The 16,104-nt window shown below is 61.4% G+C and carries 18 protein-coding genes, 1 tRNA gene and 3 pseudogenes; 10 read left to right on the top strand and 12 right to left on the bottom strand.

Annotation, left to right across the window (positions count from 1 at the left end):
• Positions 1–18: 18 nt before the first annotated feature.
• From HAP41_RS09500 to HAP41_RS09490, 3 genes and pseudogenes are all read right to left on the bottom strand, one after another.
• Positions 19–297 (bottom strand): hypothetical protein, encoded by a 279-nt coding sequence (locus HAP41_RS09500; RefSeq protein WP_206706219.1) that lies wholly within the window; start codon positions 295–297, stop codon positions 19–21.
• A complete protein-coding gene (locus HAP41_RS09495) occupies positions 294–911 on the bottom strand; it encodes a VOC family protein (RefSeq protein WP_206706218.1) in 618 nt (205 codons plus the stop codon). The genes HAP41_RS09500 and HAP41_RS09495 overlap by 4 nt, the downstream gene beginning before the upstream one ends.
• A gap of 142 nt (positions 912–1,053) precedes the next feature.
• Positions 1,054–1,293: pseudogene (locus HAP41_RS09490) on the bottom strand (hydroxymethylglutaryl-CoA lyase); the annotation flags it as partial.
• A 34-nt stretch (positions 1,294–1,327) separates the two neighbouring features.
• Here HAP41_RS09490 and HAP41_RS09485 point away from each other — a divergent pair.
• The 4 genes from HAP41_RS09485 to HAP41_RS09470 are packed head-to-tail and all read left to right on the top strand — an operon-like array spanning position 1,328 to position 3,580.
• On the top strand, positions 1,328–1,609 hold the full coding sequence (locus tag HAP41_RS09485) for an E2/UBC family protein (RefSeq protein ID WP_166103195.1): 282 nt from the start codon (positions 1,328–1,330) through the stop codon (positions 1,607–1,609).
• Positions 1,606–2,991: a ThiF family adenylyltransferase gene (locus HAP41_RS09480; RefSeq protein ID WP_166103200.1), complete on the top strand. Its 1,386-nt coding sequence runs from the start codon at positions 1,606–1,608 to the stop codon at positions 2,989–2,991. Before HAP41_RS09485 ends, HAP41_RS09480 begins: the two co-directional genes overlap by 4 nt.
• Complete coding sequence (locus tag HAP41_RS09475; protein ID WP_224580907.1) at positions 2,988–3,332, top strand: ubiquitination-like system serine protease family protein; 345 nt, start codon at positions 2,988–2,990, stop codon at positions 3,330–3,332. The genes HAP41_RS09480 and HAP41_RS09475 overlap by 4 nt, the downstream gene beginning before the upstream one ends.
• A gap of 35 nt (positions 3,333–3,367) precedes the next feature.
• The gene (locus HAP41_RS09470) at positions 3,368–3,580 is read left to right on the top strand and encodes a hypothetical protein (RefSeq protein ID WP_166103203.1); all 213 of its coding nucleotides are present in this window, start codon (positions 3,368–3,370) and stop codon (positions 3,578–3,580) included.
• A gap of 263 nt (positions 3,581–3,843) precedes the next feature.
• Here HAP41_RS09470 and HAP41_RS09465 read toward each other — a convergent pair.
• Positions 3,844–4,679 (bottom strand): annotated as a pseudogene (locus HAP41_RS09465) (IS5 family transposase).
• 128 nt (positions 4,680–4,807) lie between these two features.
• On the opposite strand from HAP41_RS09465, the gene HAP41_RS09460 reads away from it, so the two are divergent.
• On the top strand, positions 4,808–5,449 hold the full coding sequence (locus HAP41_RS09460) for a hypothetical protein (RefSeq protein ID WP_166103206.1): 642 nt from the start codon (positions 4,808–4,810) through the stop codon (positions 5,447–5,449).
• 6 nt (positions 5,450–5,455) lie between these two features.
• Positions 5,456–6,568: a hypothetical protein gene (locus HAP41_RS09455; RefSeq protein ID WP_166103209.1), complete on the top strand. Its 1,113-nt coding sequence runs from the start codon at positions 5,456–5,458 to the stop codon at positions 6,566–6,568.
• Between the two features lie 16 nt (positions 6,569–6,584).
• Here the strand turns inward: HAP41_RS09455 and HAP41_RS09450 are convergent.
• From HAP41_RS09450 to HAP41_RS09430, 6 genes and pseudogenes are all read right to left on the bottom strand, one after another.
• Positions 6,585–7,420 (bottom strand): annotated as a pseudogene (locus HAP41_RS09450) (IS5 family transposase).
• A 483-nt stretch (positions 7,421–7,903) separates the two neighbouring features.
• The gene (locus tag HAP41_RS09445; RefSeq protein WP_166103214.1) at positions 7,904–8,104 is read right to left on the bottom strand and encodes a hypothetical protein; all 201 of its coding nucleotides are present in this window, start codon (positions 8,102–8,104) and stop codon (positions 7,904–7,906) included.
• A 259-nt stretch (positions 8,105–8,363) separates the two neighbouring features.
• On the bottom strand, positions 8,364–8,498 hold the full coding sequence (locus tag HAP41_RS50710) for a hypothetical protein (RefSeq protein ID WP_414643389.1): 135 nt from the start codon (positions 8,496–8,498) through the stop codon (positions 8,364–8,366).
• A gap of 314 nt (positions 8,499–8,812) precedes the next feature.
• Complete coding sequence (locus tag HAP41_RS09440; RefSeq protein ID WP_166103217.1) at positions 8,813–9,655, bottom strand: IS5 family transposase; 843 nt, start codon at positions 9,653–9,655, stop codon at positions 8,813–8,815.
• Positions 9,656–9,891: 236 nt separating this feature from the next.
• Positions 9,892–9,966: transfer RNA gene (locus HAP41_RS09435), tRNA-Glu, on the bottom strand.
• Between the two features lie 57 nt (positions 9,967–10,023).
• Positions 10,024–10,368, bottom strand: coding sequence for a hypothetical protein (locus tag HAP41_RS09430; RefSeq protein WP_166103220.1), 345 nt, complete (start codon positions 10,366–10,368; stop codon positions 10,024–10,026).
• Between HAP41_RS09430 and HAP41_RS09425 the strand changes: the two genes are divergently transcribed.
• The 4 genes from HAP41_RS09425 (at position 10,367) to HAP41_RS09410 (ending at position 13,944) form a co-directional block, all read left to right on the top strand.
• Positions 10,367–11,374: an RluA family pseudouridine synthase gene (locus tag HAP41_RS09425; RefSeq protein WP_166103225.1), complete on the top strand. Its 1,008-nt coding sequence runs from the start codon at positions 10,367–10,369 to the stop codon at positions 11,372–11,374. The two genes, HAP41_RS09430 and HAP41_RS09425, sit on opposite strands and share 2 nt — an antisense overlap.
• Positions 11,375–11,590: 216 nt before the next feature.
• On the top strand, positions 11,591–12,490 hold the full coding sequence (gene rpoH, locus HAP41_RS09420; RefSeq protein ID WP_166103229.1) for an RNA polymerase sigma factor RpoH: 900 nt from the start codon (positions 11,591–11,593) through the stop codon (positions 12,488–12,490).
• A 431-nt stretch (positions 12,491–12,921) separates the two neighbouring features.
• Positions 12,922–13,263, top strand: a complete 342-nt coding sequence (locus HAP41_RS09415; protein ID WP_063985480.1) for a hypothetical protein — start codon at positions 12,922–12,924, stop codon at positions 13,261–13,263.
• 288 nt (positions 13,264–13,551) lie between these two features.
• Positions 13,552–13,944, top strand: coding sequence for a hypothetical protein (locus HAP41_RS09410; protein WP_028150707.1), 393 nt, complete (start codon positions 13,552–13,554; stop codon positions 13,942–13,944).
• Between the two features lie 113 nt (positions 13,945–14,057).
• Here HAP41_RS09410 and HAP41_RS09405 read toward each other — a convergent pair whose 3' ends face one another.
• Both HAP41_RS09405 and HAP41_RS09400 read right to left on the bottom strand, forming a co-directional pair.
• Positions 14,058–14,684, bottom strand: a complete 627-nt coding sequence (locus HAP41_RS09405; protein WP_166103235.1) for a peptidoglycan recognition protein family protein — start codon at positions 14,682–14,684, stop codon at positions 14,058–14,060.
• A gap of 34 nt (positions 14,685–14,718) precedes the next feature.
• The gene (locus HAP41_RS09400) at positions 14,719–15,930 is read right to left on the bottom strand and encodes a GGDEF domain-containing protein (protein WP_166103239.1); all 1,212 of its coding nucleotides are present in this window, start codon (positions 15,928–15,930) and stop codon (positions 14,719–14,721) included.
• Between the last annotated feature and the right edge of the window lie 174 nt (positions 15,931–16,104).

Here is a 16,104-nt window from a genome sequence, read left to right as displayed (position 1 = left end):
TGTCCCCTTGGCGACGCTTCAGGAGCTCACGTCGGGCAGGACGGGCAGATTGGTCGGTGCCAAGCGCAGCTTTTGCGACGTGAAGAGCGTGATCCGGCCGTCGAGTCCACCCGTCAGGCAACCGAACCACACAGCCTCGCCGAGGCCCGTTGCCATACGGTCGATCTCGATCTCTTCGTGAAACTCGATGAGGTTGTAGCCAGCCACGACGTCACGAACGACGCATAGAGGGTCACGCCGAGCTGCGTCGACCAGAGGACGGAAATCGGGCACGTCGAGAACGTAGAAGCCGCTCACTGCGCGGCTCCCGAATGGGCAAGCGCGGCCTCCTGCCGCTCGCGGACCAGCGCGCCCTTGGTGCGCCAGAACTGCTCGATGCTGGTCCAGCCGTCCTTGCCCTCGAGGCTCATCGCCGCCTCGATGGTCAGCTCCGCATCGACGGCGTCGATCTCCTCAACGTCGCGGAGCGCTCGGGTGATTTCCAGCGGATAGCCGTTCGGATCGCGGAAATAGATCGATTCGATGATCTCGTGGGTGATGAACTGACTGGCCTTGACGCCGGCGCCCTGAAGACGCTGCTGCCACGCGAGAAGCTCTTTCTCGCCGCTGACGCGCCAGGCGGTGTGGTTGGCCATCGCCATGTAACCGCGGGGCACCTTCAGCTCTGCGGGCTGTTCGGTACCGATGTAGTAGAAGAAGGCGATCAGGCTCTCGTTGCCGCTATCGAAGAAGAAATGCAGGAAGTCCGCATGTTCCTCGTCGGCGCGCCCCCAGCCTTTGGCGGTGACGGCATGAACCAGCGGCAGCCCCATGATGTCGCGGTAGAAGCGCACGGTCTCCCGTAGCTTCCATGTCGGCCGCGCGGTGTGGTCCACACCATTGAGGTTCAGCTTTTCAGAAACTGCCGCCATGAATGTCCTCCCTTGGCCAAGGCCATTGCCTCGAACCTACCACGACTCGACTAATTCGTCAATTATTCGACGACATAGGCCAGTCCTGTAACAACCGCGCGCGGGGGGCGCATCTCATATGACCGCGCGAAATATCTGATCCGAGCCCAGCGATCCGGTCGGCCGCCGGGAGCAGGCGTGACGGGTCTATCCCGGTACGCAGGCCCGCACGCTCGAGCGCGAAGACAATATCTTCGGACGCGACATTGCCAGTCGCACCCGGAGCAAAGGGACAACCGCCAAGCCCCGCCGCGGCCGCATCGAAGACCCTCACTCCGCGATCTACGGCGGTCAGCACATTGGCAATCGCAAAGCCGTAGGTGTCATGCGGGTGAAAGGCGAGACCTCCCGCTCCCCGGCTCTGCGCGGCTTGGCCGGTGCCGGATGGCTTCAACGTCCGGCTGGCCAACGTCGCCATCGAGATCGCACCGGGCTACCCGACCGCGCAGCTCGACATGGCCTATTTCAGCCCGTCGTTGCGACTACAGACGGGCCGTCCGATCGCCAATGCCGATGTGATCGAGACGTTTGACGGCCATCAATGGCAGCGCTGGTCGCGCCACCGCATAGGTGGCGCCGCTTGGAAGCCGGGTGTCGACAATCTCGAAACGCACTTCGCTTACATGCAGGGCTGGCTGAGCCGGGAGCTCGGCCAATGAGCAGACTGATCACTCTGACGCTCACCGGCCAACAGCGGGATCACCTCAAGGCGCACCTCTTTCCCGGCGACGGGAAAGAGGCCGCGGCCCTGATCCTCTGTGGCCAGCATGATGGGACCTCGCGCCATCGCCTCCTCGCGCGCGAGGTTCACCCGGTCCCCTACGCGGTCTGCGACCGCCGCGCGGATTTCATCAGCTGGCCGGTTGAATGGATGGATGACCTAGTCGATCATGCCGCGGCCAAGCATCTCAGCATCGTTAAGGTACACAGCCACCCCGGGGAGTATGACCGCTTCTCGCCGGCGGATGACGTGAGCGATCGCCGCCTGTTTCCTGGTATCCACGCACTGGTGGATGGCGTTGCCGTGCATGCCAGTGTGGTGATGATGCCGACCGGCGCATTGTTTGGCCGCAGCGTTGACGCGTATGGGACCTTCGAGCCGCTGGAGCGCATTTCCGTCATCGGCGACGATATCGAGATCTACTTCGACGATCCCCCGCGAACGACGAGCGACATGGTCGGCCGCGCGACATCGGCCTTCGGCCGTCAGATGACGGCCGAAATGGCGCGGCTGACGGCAGCACTCGCCGGCGCCTCGGGTACCGGCAGCATCCTCAACGAGGCCCTCGGGCGGCTTGGCTTCGGCAAGATCATTTCGGTCGACCCGCAAAAGGCCGAGCGCAAGAATCTTAACAGGGTCGTCAACGCGACCGCGCGGGATGCGGCGCACGAGACGCGAAAGGTCGAAATCGCCAGCCGCGCTGTGCGGGCGATGGGCCTCGGCACCGAGACGGTACCGATCCCGGAAGATCTCGTCTCACGTAAGTCGGTCTTGGCGATCGCGGAGGCGGATGTTTTGGTGGGTGGTGTCGACAGCGCCGAAGGCCGCGATGTCATGAGCCGCATCTGCGCGGCTTACATGATCCCCTATATCGATATGGGCGTGCGCATCCACGCCCTGTCGGATGGTACGATCGACGCCATCGAGGTCGTGGTCCATTATCTGAAGCCCGGCGGCTCGAGCCTCTTATCGCGCGAAGCCTACACGGTCGAGCAGGTTGCAGCCGATGCTCTGAGGCGGCAGAACCCGGCGCTCTATGCCGAGCGCGTCCGCGAAAAGTATATCAGGGGCGCCGACGAAGAGATGCCTGCGGTCATCAGCATTAATATGACGGTGGCCGCCATGGCGGCGAACGAGCTACTCGCCCGTCTCTACCGAACACGTAACCAGCCGAACGCCGCCTACGCGATCACGCGCATCAATCTCGCCGAGAATGAGATTGAGAGTGTGGCCGAAGGCGCGCCTTGTCCGGTCATGGCGAAGCTCGTGGGCCGCGGCGACGCCGGGCCGCTGCTTGGATTGCCGGAGCTCAGCCTATGACGCTTTGGCATCAGATTGTTGAGCTCTGGCTGTGTCTTCTGACGCGGCTGGGCTTTCGAACGCCAACGTTCCGAACGGTGCGCGTCGTCGACATTCCCGATAAGCTTCGCACCGAACGGCTCTACGTGGCCGGTGAGGATGGCTATGCCTGGACGGCCGCGATGCTGTGCCCCTGCGGGTGCGGCAAAGTGTTGGAGATGAACTTGTTGCCGGACGCCCAGCCTTGCTGGACGTTGACAGAGACGCCGGATGGGCTTGCCAGTCTTCACCCGTCAGTCTGGTTGAAGAGAGACTGCGAAGCTCACTTCTGGCTTCAGAAGGGCAAAGTACGTTGGGTTTGAGTATTGCTGCAGCCTCAACTCGAAAGGACCCTTAAATGACGAAGCATTACCCGCGCGGACTCGATGGTCGCATGCGCGACCAGAACGGCGAGATCCGTAAGAAGCGCTCCGATACGCTCGTCGGGACTTTGCGCGATGAGTATGGCGACAAGGTCGCGAAGGGCTATCGTGCCGATACGAAGCTAGGCACTGTACTCAAGAAGAAAGGACTCGAAAGTCTCGATCAGTTGCTCAAGAAGACCCGGTAGTTTCATCAGCGACAGGTCGCTGTGGCTCAACCTAGGTCCGCGGAGGATATCGGCCGGCGGCAAGGGCGCGTCATGCTACCAAAGCCGCTCGTAGCTTTTTTGGGGAACTACCCGATCGCCAGATCAACCTCGAGTTCGCTCATTTCGTCGCTCAGCAGGTAGACAGCCTCTGTAGAACACCCGGAAAAGGTGATATCGACAAGCCTCTCAATCACTGGGACGCCTATGATCGACGACGAGTTTTCAGAGTCTGTCCGGAAAGATTACCTTGGATTGCATAGCTTTCGCAGCATGAGTCGGATGGAGGCCAGCTTGAGAAAGGCGAGCGCCCTGTGATTGAAGCATTCCCAATCTTTGGACAGTCTTCGGCATCGCCCGAGCCAGGCAAAGGTACGCTCGACGATCCAGCGTTTGGGCAAGACGACGAAACGGTGAGCCTGATCGGAGCGTTTGACGATTTCGAGGTTCACGCGCTTCAGAGCGCTACGCAGCCCCTTCTGGAAATGTGGCCCTTGATATCCGCCGTCGGCGTAGAGCTTCAGAAGAAAGGGATAGAGGCCGAACAACGTTGCCATCAGGAGCACGCCGCCGTCGCGATCCTGGATGTCCGCCGCATGCACGATGGCGTGCATCAAGAGGCCTTGCGTGTCGACGAGAATGTGCCGCTTCTTGCCCTTGATCTTCTTGCCCGCGTCGTAGCCATGGAGATCATGAGGCCCCCTTTTTCAGCGCTTTTCACGCTCTGGCTATCGATGATGGCGGCGGTGGGAGAAGCCTCGCGCTCGGCCCTTTCGCGACATTCGACATAGAGGGCGTGATGAATTTTATCGAGCGTGCCGTTCCAGCTCCACAGATCGAAGTAGCCATACAGCGTCGAGCGCGGCGGCAGGTCCTTGGGGATCGCGCGCCACTGGCAACCTGTGCTCAGGATGTACATCAGCCCGTTGGCAATCTCGCGCAGGTCCACCGTACGCTTGTTGCCGCCGCGCTTGGCCGGCGGGATGCGAGGCGCGATCAGCGCCCACTCCTCGTCGGTCAAGTCGCTCGGATAGCGCAGGCGGCTGCGGTCGTAGCGTGCACGGTTCTCGGTAGTCCACATTGGCGGCGCGTCCCCATCGAATCAGGCCGCTCACCTTGAATCACAACCGATTCATTCGACTCAACATGTTTTGGAACAGACACTCAGAGACCGACGTTCCGAAGGACTTCAATATCCTCGCGTGGTTTATGAAGATTCCCCTGTGCGATGACACCTGGCTTGGGATGCAGGCCCAGCATATTGCCGCGGTTGAGATAGGCATTATCCGGCCCCTCGAACTGCATACCGCACGAATAATCTTTGCTGAGGAGCCCTACGCCGGTGTCATGATGGCGCTCAACGGCGTCAGCCAGATGTGGCTTTTCTCGCTGAACGAATTCCTGCGGACTTGGCGGCAACGCGCGACCCAGCTTCTTCAACTCGCCGACCAATACGCCAAAACCCTCCCCCGCAAGCAGAAGGCATTTCTGGAAAAGACCATCGCTGACGCGAATGCCAAGGAGAATCATATCTTCTCAGGAGCGTCGTTCTACTCCGAACATGTCTCTCGAATCACTGACCCAGCGTTTATCGACGCCGTGAAAGCCTACTACGAGAAGATGGACGGCTGGTTCAGCTTCATCGAAGCACTTCGCATGAATCTTGCAAAGCACGAGGTGCCAAAGAAGCGTGGTATGGTCGCCGAAATGCCGGGATACGCCCGCATCGATTTGGTCCGAGGCACGCTGTACTGGCAATTCATCGACGCCCAGGGCGGATTGCAGAAGTTGGACCGCCGCGAGGCAGCGAATTTCTTTCTCGATATCAAGCTACCGGATTGCGACCAGTAGGTTACCATGAGCAATTGGGCTCCCGGCTACATTCTGCCGAACATCTCAGTCACTGAACCGTTTGAGAGCAGCCACTACGCGCTAGTCTCCTGCAATGATGTCCGTGCGATCGAGATTCGCCGCGCTCACACCGAGTTCGATACATTCATCAGACGTTTTCACGATGAATTTGGCCATCAGGTTGCACCCGCAGTACTTTTCGTCCGCGAAGGCGAACCCGACTTGATTGGCATCGAGCAGGCGTCGGGGTTTCGGGATGCGGTTGCCCTCTCGTGCGTGTGCAAGGCCCGGGCACTGCGGTTGGTCTATCCCCATACCCGCCCCTTCCAGTTTTCGTCCTGGTTCGACTTCCACCCGTGGATTACGAGCACCAACTACGCCGGAATAGTAGGCAGCTCCCCAGCGTTCAGGGATTCAAACGTCGCTAAGAATTTTCACGGCCATCAGGACGCCAACGTACCTCACGCCCAGCTCAGCCTCGGCGATGCCGACAACACGCTGCTCCCCGCGCTGTTAGGATCATGGGACCGCAGGTTTAAGACCCATCAGAACGCATGGCGCTCGATAGCCTTGTTCAGGTCGCTGAATATGGCCTACGCCGCATCACAGCTCCCATCAGGGCCGGACATGACCCACTACGCTCTGGGTAGATCTGTTGGGCTTTGGATTAGCGCCTTCGAGACCCTGGCGCATCCGGGACAAAACGGAGAGGTTGGCTACCGCAATATCTACCGGCTCCTTCACGATCTGGAGTGGCGAGACCAAGACCTCACGAAGCGGTCATACGATGCCTATGCCGGGAAGAATAAGACGGCGCCCAACTCCCTGCCCTGCTGGATTTATGGCGAGCTGCTCCGAGCCCGCAACGATTTCCTGCACGGAAATCCCGTTGCCTTGGACCGTCTTGTCGTCCAATCCTCGGGCCAGACGCTCTACAATTTCACCGCACCTCTCTACCGAGCTGCCCTGACGGCGTTCCTGGGCCTGAAGAAATATGGGCCTCCGGCTCAATCAAACGAGGCTATCGCAAGGGCGATTTCGTGGGGCGTGGATTTCAGGCACGACCAAAGCCTCATCGAGCGTGCTCTGATGTGCGTTTTCAGGCCGGTTCAGGCTTAGAGTCTGTCCGGAAAGATTACCTTGGATTGCATAGCTTTCGCAGCATGAGTCGGATGGAGGCCAGCTTGAGAAAGGCGAGCGCCCTGTGATTGAAGCATTCCCAATCTTTGGACAGTCTTCGGCATCGCCCGAGCCAGGCAAAGGTACGCTCGACGATCCAGCGTTTGGGCAAGACGACGAAACGGTGAGCCTGATCGGAGCGTTTGACGATTTCGAGGTTCACGCGCTTCAGAGCGCTACGCAGCCCCTTCTGGAAATGTGGCCCTTGATATCCGCCGTCGGCGTAGAGCTTCAGAAGAAAGGGATAGAGGCCGAACAACGTTGCCATCAGGAGCACGCCGCCGTCGCGATCCTGGATGTCCGCCGCATGCACGATGGCGTGCATCAAGAGGCCTTGCGTGTCGACGAGAATGTGCCGCTTCTTGCCCTTGATCTTCTTGCCCGCGTCGTAGCCATGGAGATCATGAGGCCCCCTTTTTCAGCGCTTTTCACGCTCTGGCTATCGATGATGGCGGCGGTGGGAGAAGCCTCGCGCTCGGCCCTTTCGCGACATTCGACATAGAGGGCGTGATGAATTTTATCGAGCGTGCCGTTCCAGCTCCACAGATCGAAGTAGCCATACAGCGTCGAGCGCGGCGGCAGGTCCTTGGGGATCGCGCGCCACTGGCAACCTGTGCTCAGGATGTACATCAGCCCGTTGGCAATCTCGCGCAGGTCCACCGTACGCTTGTTGCCGCCGCGCTTGGCCGGCGGGATGCGAGGCGCGATCAGCGCCCACTCCTCGTCGGTCAAGTCGCTCGGATAGCGCAGGCGGCTGCGGTCGTAGCGTGCACGGTTCTCGGTAGTCCACATTGGCGGCGCGTCCCCATCGAATCAGGCCGCTCACCTTGAATCACAACCGATTCATTCGACTCAACATGTTTTGGAACAGACACTTAGAGACGGCCAATAGCATGTTGTTCGGCGCACGGTTTGCCCCCCGGCCGACACCGCCGAATTCGTTGAACCATCTACGGAACGTTCATTACGTGTGGAGGTCAATGTTGGAAGCCGCTGGAGGTCAAAGTTCGGCGCTTATTTGCAGTTCCCCCTGCGGCTCTGAAGGCGCCAATACTTCGTACGTTGAACGCCGCTTGATTGCTCACCACTAGCTGGGCTTCTCTTCTGCTCAACCTTCCAGGGCGTTCTTTTAGTCAACCGCCAACTGCGGCTGCCCAGCTGAAATCATAATGAGCGCTCAACAACTTCATTGCGACGACTGCAACGAGAACGCAGATGATTTGCAACAACGTTCTGGTCGAGAACACTCGACTGAAGAGCGTCATGAAGCCGCTCCTAGCGCTGGTGACCAAGCCGAATTCCAAGCTTGAGCGCCTTTTGGCGGAGTGAGCCTTCGGAGCGCTTTGTGAGCTTCGCGATTTTTGCAACCGGAGTCTTCGCTTTCGAATGAGCGCGCAACTCCTTCACGTCAGCCTTTGTGTATTCGCGACGCACGGGTTTCTTCTTCGTAGCCGCCTTCTTTGCCTTCTTCGCCACTTTTAGCTCCTTGTTTCAGAGGGGCGTACTAGCACAGCCGCATTGAGGCGCAACTCTCCATCAGGTGGCTCTATATGCTGGTCCGATGTGTGCCTCTCTCAGCAGACGCGGCCGATATATCAATGCCGCCGAATTCTGACAGGAGCGCGATGATGCGGTGGTGAGCGGACGAGTTCGACCGGCTGAGTCGTGTCATCAAAATGAGTGCCTGAGGAAAAGCGCGTTGAAAGTGGGTCGCTCCCTTTAAGTCGCATATCGATTAGTTCGACATGTTGGTTTCAAGGAGCGCCAGAAGTGAGCGTACCACTATTAGTCGTCGACGTCCGATCGTTATCGTGACGATACGCCCAGCACCTATCAACTCGTAAAGCTTCGTGCGTCCCAGGCCGGTCACTTCGCATGCATCGTCAATCGTGCAGGTGAGCCGCTGAGCGAATGGCAACGTGCTCAGTTCTGCGGCTTTCAGAGGGGATAGACTGACTTGTGACTGTTTTCCGCCAGTTTTCTCTCGTCGATTGTATCTCACGTGGCCCTCCTATTCGCACAAAGCTCGACAGGACGAGCGTTGATTGTGCGACGAGCAAGGTCAATGCGAACATCCGAGGGAGCTGGCGTACGACAGCGCACGTCAGCGGCGGTTTGAATATTTCTGGATACCCAAGTGTCACGAGGAACTTTTTCGCGAATGCTTCAGCCTCAGAGCCTGACTCAAAATTGCATTGCTGTTTTTATCGCTGCGATGCGCCTTGTCATGAGTTGGACAGAGGCGAGGAAGAGCCAGGCAGTTGCGCTTTCGATGGTTCGCTCGAAGTCCTTGGCCAATCTGCGGTTGCGGCCGAGCCAGGCGAAGGTTCGTTCGACCACCCAGCGGCGCGGAAGCACCTCGAAGCCCTGTGCGGCATCGGAGCGCTTGATGATCTCGACAGTCCACCGGCCGATCTTTTCCAGCACCGCCTTGAGCTTTTCGCCGGCATAGCCGCCATCGGCGAAGATATGGCGCAGCCAGGGGAAGCGGTAGCGAACGCTGCACAGGACATCTGGCGTGCCGTCACGATCCTGGACGTCGGCAGCGTGAACGATCGCTCCGACCAGGAGCCCTTGGGTGTCGGTGACGATGTGGCGCTTTCGACCCTTGATCTTCTTTCCCGCGTCGTAGCCGCGAGGGCCGCCACTTTCCGTGGTCTTGACCGATTGGCTGTCGATCACGCCGGCCGTCGGCGAGGCCTCCCGGCCGATCGCCTCGCGCGCCAGCATCAGGAGTGCGTGGTTGATCGATTGCCACAATCCGCTGTCGCGCCATTGGTAGAAATAGTACTGCACCGTGGTCATTGGTGGAAACAGAGTGGGCGGCAGCATGCGCCACGGCAATCCGCCGCGCAGCAGATAGAGTACTGCCTCGACGATGTCGCGATAGCTCCATTTCGGGCGCCGCCCGCGCTTGGCCCGCACAGGAAGCAACCTCTCCAGCACGCCCCATTCCGCATCCGTCAAGTCGCTTGGCAAACGCAGCTCCTCTCGGGCAAACTGTGCCCGGGTGATATCAGTCCACATTCTCGATCCCTTTGATGCTTCGCAACACCGATGGAATCAGAACTCGCTGATATCACTCAACTTATTTTTCGGTCGGACACTCAGCGAGAGGCATCGCGACGAGGCTAGTCTGCTGAGGCCGCTAGTCTGCTGATGTCGGCAGCAAATTCCGCAAGTGTTCGCCGCTGTTCACCAGCGTCTTATTCAACCATTATTCAACGAACGCGGCTGATGGCTACCTAAGTGCCTGAGTTTGCTGGCGCTCCCTAGGGGAATCGAACCCCTGTTTCAGCCTTGAGAGGGCCGCGTCCTAACCGCTAGACGAAGGGAGCGTGAGGGCTAGCCAATAACCTCGAAATTTGTCCGCCGCAAGGACCCGAACGAGCCTTTTACGGCTCATTGGCAAATTTCAGCTTTCCGGCCGGCTTCAGGGTGTGGGCGTCGAAGGTGCGGATCTCGATGAGGCCGCCCACGTCCAGTGTGACGACGAGGCGATCGCCGGCGACCCCGGTCGAGACGATCCTGGCGCCCTTGGGCAGGGCGGCGGTGACGTCGCCGGCCATTTCGGACGCCCTTCCCTCCGACTTGAAAAGGCGGTAGCCCACCGCAATCAGGACGGCGCAGATTGCCAGCGCTGTGGTCAACCCCGCGATCAGCATCATCCGCCGCACCCGCGCGAACAGCGCGGCCTGCTCGGGGCTCGGTTCGGGAACAGCGGTATCAGACGTCGTCATGGATAGCTCAGGCTCTGCGCAAAGGTTGGAAGTTGTCGTCGCCGGCGACGAGGGCTCGGCCCGGCTCGACCGCGTGCTGGCGGCGCACCTCACCGACCTGTCGCGATCGAGGCTGAAAGCCCTGATTTTGGCGGGCGCGGTGAGCCTCAAGGACTCCGCGATCCGCGACCCCGCTTATCACGTCACATCCGGCGATACGATCACAATCGACGTGCCGGAGGCGGCCCCGCCCGAGCCCAAGGGCGAGGACATCGCCCTCGATATCGTGTTCGAGGACGACGACATCGTCGTCCTCAACAAGCCGAAGGGCCTCGTCGTGCACCCCGCGGCCGGCCACGAGACCGGCACGCTGGTCAATGCGCTGATCGCCCATTGCGGCGGCTCGCTCTCCGGCATCGGCGGGGTACGCCGGCCCGGCATCGTGCACCGGCTCGACAAGGACACGACCGGGCTGATGGTGGTCGCCAAGAACGACCTCGCCCATGCCTCGCTCACCGCGCAATTCGCCGACCACGGCCGGACGGGTGCGATGCGCCGCGGCTACATGGCCTTCGCTTGGGGGCTGCCAGGACGCCACCGCGGCACCGTCGATGCGCCGATCGACCGCCACCCATATGCGCGCGAGAAGATGGCGGTGCGCCAGGGCGGCCGCGAGGCGGTGACGCATTGGGAGCTTCTGGAGAGTTTTGCGGGGCGTGACGGCAAGCCGATCGCCTCCCTGCTCGCCTGCGAGCTCGAGACCGGACGCACCCACCAGATTCGCGTCCACCTTGCCCATATCGGCCATCCCCTGATGGGCGACGCCGTCTATGGCCCGCATTTCAAGACCAAGGCGAACCACCTCGGCCCGGAGTCGCAGGCGACTCTGGCCACGCTTGGACGGCAGGCCCTGCATGCCTATTTGCTGGTATTGGAGCACCCGAGAACCGGAGAATTACTCCACTGGGAAGCGCCTCTGCCGAAGGATTTGCTTCTCCTTCAGGGCGCTCTGAAAGCGGCGCTATGACGCAGGCCACCTTGGAAAAGCGTTACATTACAAAAAGTTATAGCTGCCACACGGGGACGTGACGTCAGCAATCCTTCCCTTTTTGACCCCCCTTGGGGTATATTGCGCTTGCGTTGGAAATGACCAACGGAACATCGCAGCTACGGCCGGCTTTAACACAGCGGTCGTCTGCCTGGCCCGCCGCTATCGGGGGCCTGAACCTTGGAGGGCTTCATCATGGCCCGTACCGCTGCTTTGCCGGTCCTCAATGGAGAATCCGGCCTTTCTCGCTACCTCGCCGAGATCCGCAAGTTCCCGATGCTGGAACCCCAGCTGGAATACATGCTCGCCAAGCGTTGGCGTGAGCATGACGATCGCGACGCGGCGCACCAACTCGTCACCAGCCATCTCCGCCTCGTGGCCAAGATCGCCATGGGCTATCGCGGCTACGGCCTGCCGATCTCCGAGGTCGTCTCGGAAGGCAATGTCGGCCTCATGCAGGCGGTGAAGCGTTTCGAACCCGAAAAGGGGTTCCGTCTCGCCACCTACGCGATGTGGTGGATCAAGGCGTCGATTCAAGAGTACATCCTGCGTTCCTGGTCGCTCGTGAAGATGGGCACCACCGCGAACCAGAAGAAGCTGTTCTTCAACCTGCGCAAGGCGAAGAGCAAGATCAACGCGCTGGACGAGGGCGATCTCCGCCCCGACCAGGTGAAGATCATTGCCAAGCGCCTCGGCGTCACCGATCAGGACGTGATCGACATGAACCGCCGCCTCGGTGGCGACGCGTCGCTCAACGCACCGATCCGCGATGACGGCGAAGCCGGCGAGTGGCAGGACTGGCTGGTCGACAACACGCCCAACCAGGAAGCCATGCTGGCGGAGCACGAGGAGTATGACGAACGCCGTGACGCGCTGAACGGCGCCATGGGCGTGCTCAACCCGCGCGAACGCCGCATCTTCGAGGCTCGCCGCCTCGCCGATGAGCCGATGACGCTGGAAGACCTTGCCGCCGAGTTCGGCGTGTCGCGCGAGCGCGTGCGCCAGATCGAAGTCCGCGCCTTTGAAAAGGTGCAGGCCGCGGTCAAGGGCACGATCGCACGGGCGGAACAGGCCGCGCTGGAAGCCGCGCATTAAGCGGGCTTTTCTCGCGGTAGATATTGGCGGATCGACAAGAGACAGAAAGCCGGCGGCAACGCCGGCTTTTTTGTTTGCGGCGATGCTCTGTTTGAGTGATCCGCCGTGCTTTCTCCGCGCGATGCGACGCGCGCCACACCTCCACACTCGCTGTCATGCCCCGGCTTGACCGGGGCATCCCGTACGCCGCGGCGCGAGTACCGACAGCGAGATCTCCAACGCAGACCTCTGGAATACTGGATCGCCCGGTTGAACCGGGCGATGACAGCGGTGGTGGTGGCTACAGTTGGCGGAGAGGCTTGCCAAGTGAGACAGCGATCACAGTCTCCTCATCTTGGCCGACGTAGAACCGGGCTTGCCTTGAACCCGCGCGTCCGGTCGACCGACCCAGAATGATCGGGCCGGCGGCCTCAACTGAACGGACACCAACCGTGTCGATCATCCTGCAATCCACCGTCGGCGGCTTCTCCGCCCAGTTCATGCGCAAGCTGCCGCTGGTCGAGCAGGCGATGCGCGAGCACGGGCTCGATCCCGCAGAGTTCGTCATCTCCAAGGACTATGCCTCGACCGCGACGATCCCGCTCATGGGCCCGTTCTTCTATAATTACAGCGTGTTCTTCGGCGACGAACAATTCACCGTCACCGAGCCGAACGACATGGTGTTCCTGGATTACTTCTTCAAACGCGTGCTGGCGTCGGACGGCCCGCCGGAATTGCCACGGCGGCCGGGATTGATGCGGCGGCTGTTCGGCTGGATGGCGCAGCCGGTTTAGCTCGTCATTCCGGAGCGCGTCATGAATGCTTCCCGCTCAATCGTCCTTGTCGATCACGCTTGCCGCAGGACGCTTGCTGATGTATGTGCTGCCGCCCGGCGCGATATCGCGCCTTTGTTGTTCAGCGCAACCAAGGGAGGCGGCATGAAAAGTAGATTGATACGTTCTGACCGCCGACCTCTTTGATCGGCAATCGGTCATAAGCTGAACGCCGCTTCGCGGCTGTTCTCCATTCATTGCATCTGGCTGCGAGGGGCGCGACGCAAAAAGGCGTCGCGCCGTGTCGTCATGTATTTGCGGTTCGTTACACCGCTCATCCACCCGCACAGTCGCGTGGAGAGCGGCTTCTTTCGTGCGTCCTGGTATGTCCAACGAAACAACTGTCCGGACTGGATCCGGCATGAGCTCTCGGACCAGTTCAATTGGTTCGCGCAGCATCTGCCGCTGCCTGGACGCATCGCGCGTCACTTCAAGCGGCGCGATTCGATCTGGGGCATTTGCTGGTTCGATCCTCAAGCCCGCGAGGCTGTCAGCCGCGCGCGCTACTGCGCTTGGCTGCTCGAGGAGGGTGGCCTGCCGGTGCGCACGATTACAACCTCGCGCCAGCGCGAAGTGATCTGGCGCGACGCGCACCAGATCGTCACGAAGCCTTCCGCCGATCTTCCCAAGGCATTCCCCTGAGCCTGGGAAGACGCGGTGGACTTAGGATGGCGATGAGAGCCGATAGCGATCGCTCTCGATGGCCGTCCGGCACCGGAGGTTTCGGCCTTCGGTTTGCCGGACGCGCCTGCCCGTCACTCCCCCCAAATCCGCGCCAGCGTCGCGAGCCAGCAGCCTTCGCAATAGCGGGCGTCCTTGTAGTCGATCCAGTTGTGCGCATAGACGTGGTCGAGCGGGATGCCGTAGCGCGCGCGCAGCACCTTCACGAGGATCTTCCAGGCCGCGACCTGCGCCTCGGTCGGGCCCGCGGTGACATCCGGATAGTTGCCGGCGAACTCGACGCCGATCGAGTTGTCGCGCACGACCTGGCGGTAGGTCGAGCGGTTGTCGATATACTTGTTGTCGTTACGGTTGGCGCCGTCGCCATGGGTCGGCACCAGGTTCTCGGCGACCGCCCAATAGACCGTGCCGTCGGTCTCGACCCACACGGTGACGCCGCGGCGGGTCGGGTTCTTCGATTGCTCGGCCGCGCCGCCGCGCGCCGAGCCTGTCGGCCCCTCGGTCTGGTGCACGATGATGTTGCGCCAGGGATGGACGTCGCGGACATCGCCCCATGGTGCGAGCCAGACCATTTTCAGGCCGGGAATGTCAGGCGTGCCGGAGACGCGCGCGATCTTCGCGAGCTCGGCGTCCGTTGCGGCGGCTGGGGTGAGCAGAACAAGGGCGGCGAGAAAAGCCGCGAGCAGGCGGAGGATCATCATACGGGTCCAAGGCGGACCCAAATCGTAGCAGGCTTTATGCGAATTTGCGCGTGGCCTCGCCGAGCCCGGGCCGCTCAGGCGAGAGCGGCGGGGCCGGATCGTAGACGGCAAAGTCGTTCTTGCCGTTTTTCTTGGCGTCATAGAGGGCGTGGTCGGCATGGGCGATGAGGCGGTCCGGAAACTGGCCGATGCCGTGGTCCCATTCGGCAACGCCGATCGAGATCGCGATCGGGATGTCCCTGGTTGTACAGGCCGCGGCGTCCTGACGGCAGACCTCGAGCACGCGGCGGGCGATCGCGGCAGCCTCGCGCAGGGACGAGGACGGCAGCACGACGCAGAACTCGTCGCCGCCGGTGCGGGCGAGCATGTCGCCCGGCCGCAGCCGCGTTTGCGCCATCAGGGTGAAGTGCCGCAAGCAGGCATCGCCCGCGGCGTGACCATGGGAGTCATTGATGACCTTGAAGCCGTCGAGATCGATCACCAGCAGCGAGAACGGCTCGCCGCTGCGCTCAGACCGGGCGCATTCCTCGGACAGGCGCTGCAACAAATGGCGCCGGTTGGCGACGCCCGTGAGATCGTCGAGCAGCGCGAGGTCGGCGACCTCGTTGCGCAGGCGATCCATCGCCATCAGCAGAAAGCCGAAATTGAGCGTCATCGACAGGAACAGGAGGCCCAGCACCATGACGCCATGAGCCTGACCGCCGGCGCGCGCCGAGAAATCGTGGCCGAGCAGATTGCCCAGCGTGCGAACCGCAAAGATCCCGATGATGGTGAGGATGACGATGCCGGACAGCCGCGCGCCCGGGCTGACGCGGCCCTCCCGCGGCGCAAGGAGCAGACGCAGCGCCAGCACCAGCGGCAAGGCCTGGCCGAGCGTGTAGCTGAGCATGCGCAGCTGCATGTGCTCGAAGCCGACCATGAAGAACACGACGCCGGCGAGGCTTAGCACCCCCGTTGCGGTCATGACGCGCCATGCGACCGGCCGGTCATAGAAACGCTGAATGCCCATGGCGGCGAGGCAGCTCGCCGCGATGACACCGGCAGCGCCGATAAGAAGCGGCAGGGGAGAGGCGACGAACAGGCGGACCAGGGCCGTCATCGCGCCGGTGGCGCCGATGAACGACGATGCCATCCAGAATCGCGCGGCCTCAAATTTCGGATAGGAGCGCGTCACGTAGGCCCAGATCAGGCCAAGCGCCAGGAAGTTGACGACAAAGACCGTCCAGAGTGTCGGTACGTTCAGCATGGTGCGTGCGGCACGCGCAGCGTCGCACCCCCCGTCTCTGGCAGCCGTTCGTCCATGACCCTTCCCCGCGTTCTTGCGGAGAAGAATGCGCGGATTGCACTTAACGGAACCTCACCGCGATCTGCGAAAGCTCGCCCTTGGTTTTGGATTCATGAACAGTGCGCCGCGATTATC

The sequence above is a fragment of the Bradyrhizobium barranii subsp. apii genome (genome assembly GCF_011516635.5).
In the GTDB taxonomy this organism is placed as follows: domain Bacteria; phylum Pseudomonadota; class Alphaproteobacteria; order Rhizobiales; family Xanthobacteraceae; genus Bradyrhizobium; species Bradyrhizobium barranii.
This window is presented reverse-complemented; position numbering and strand designations above follow the sequence as displayed.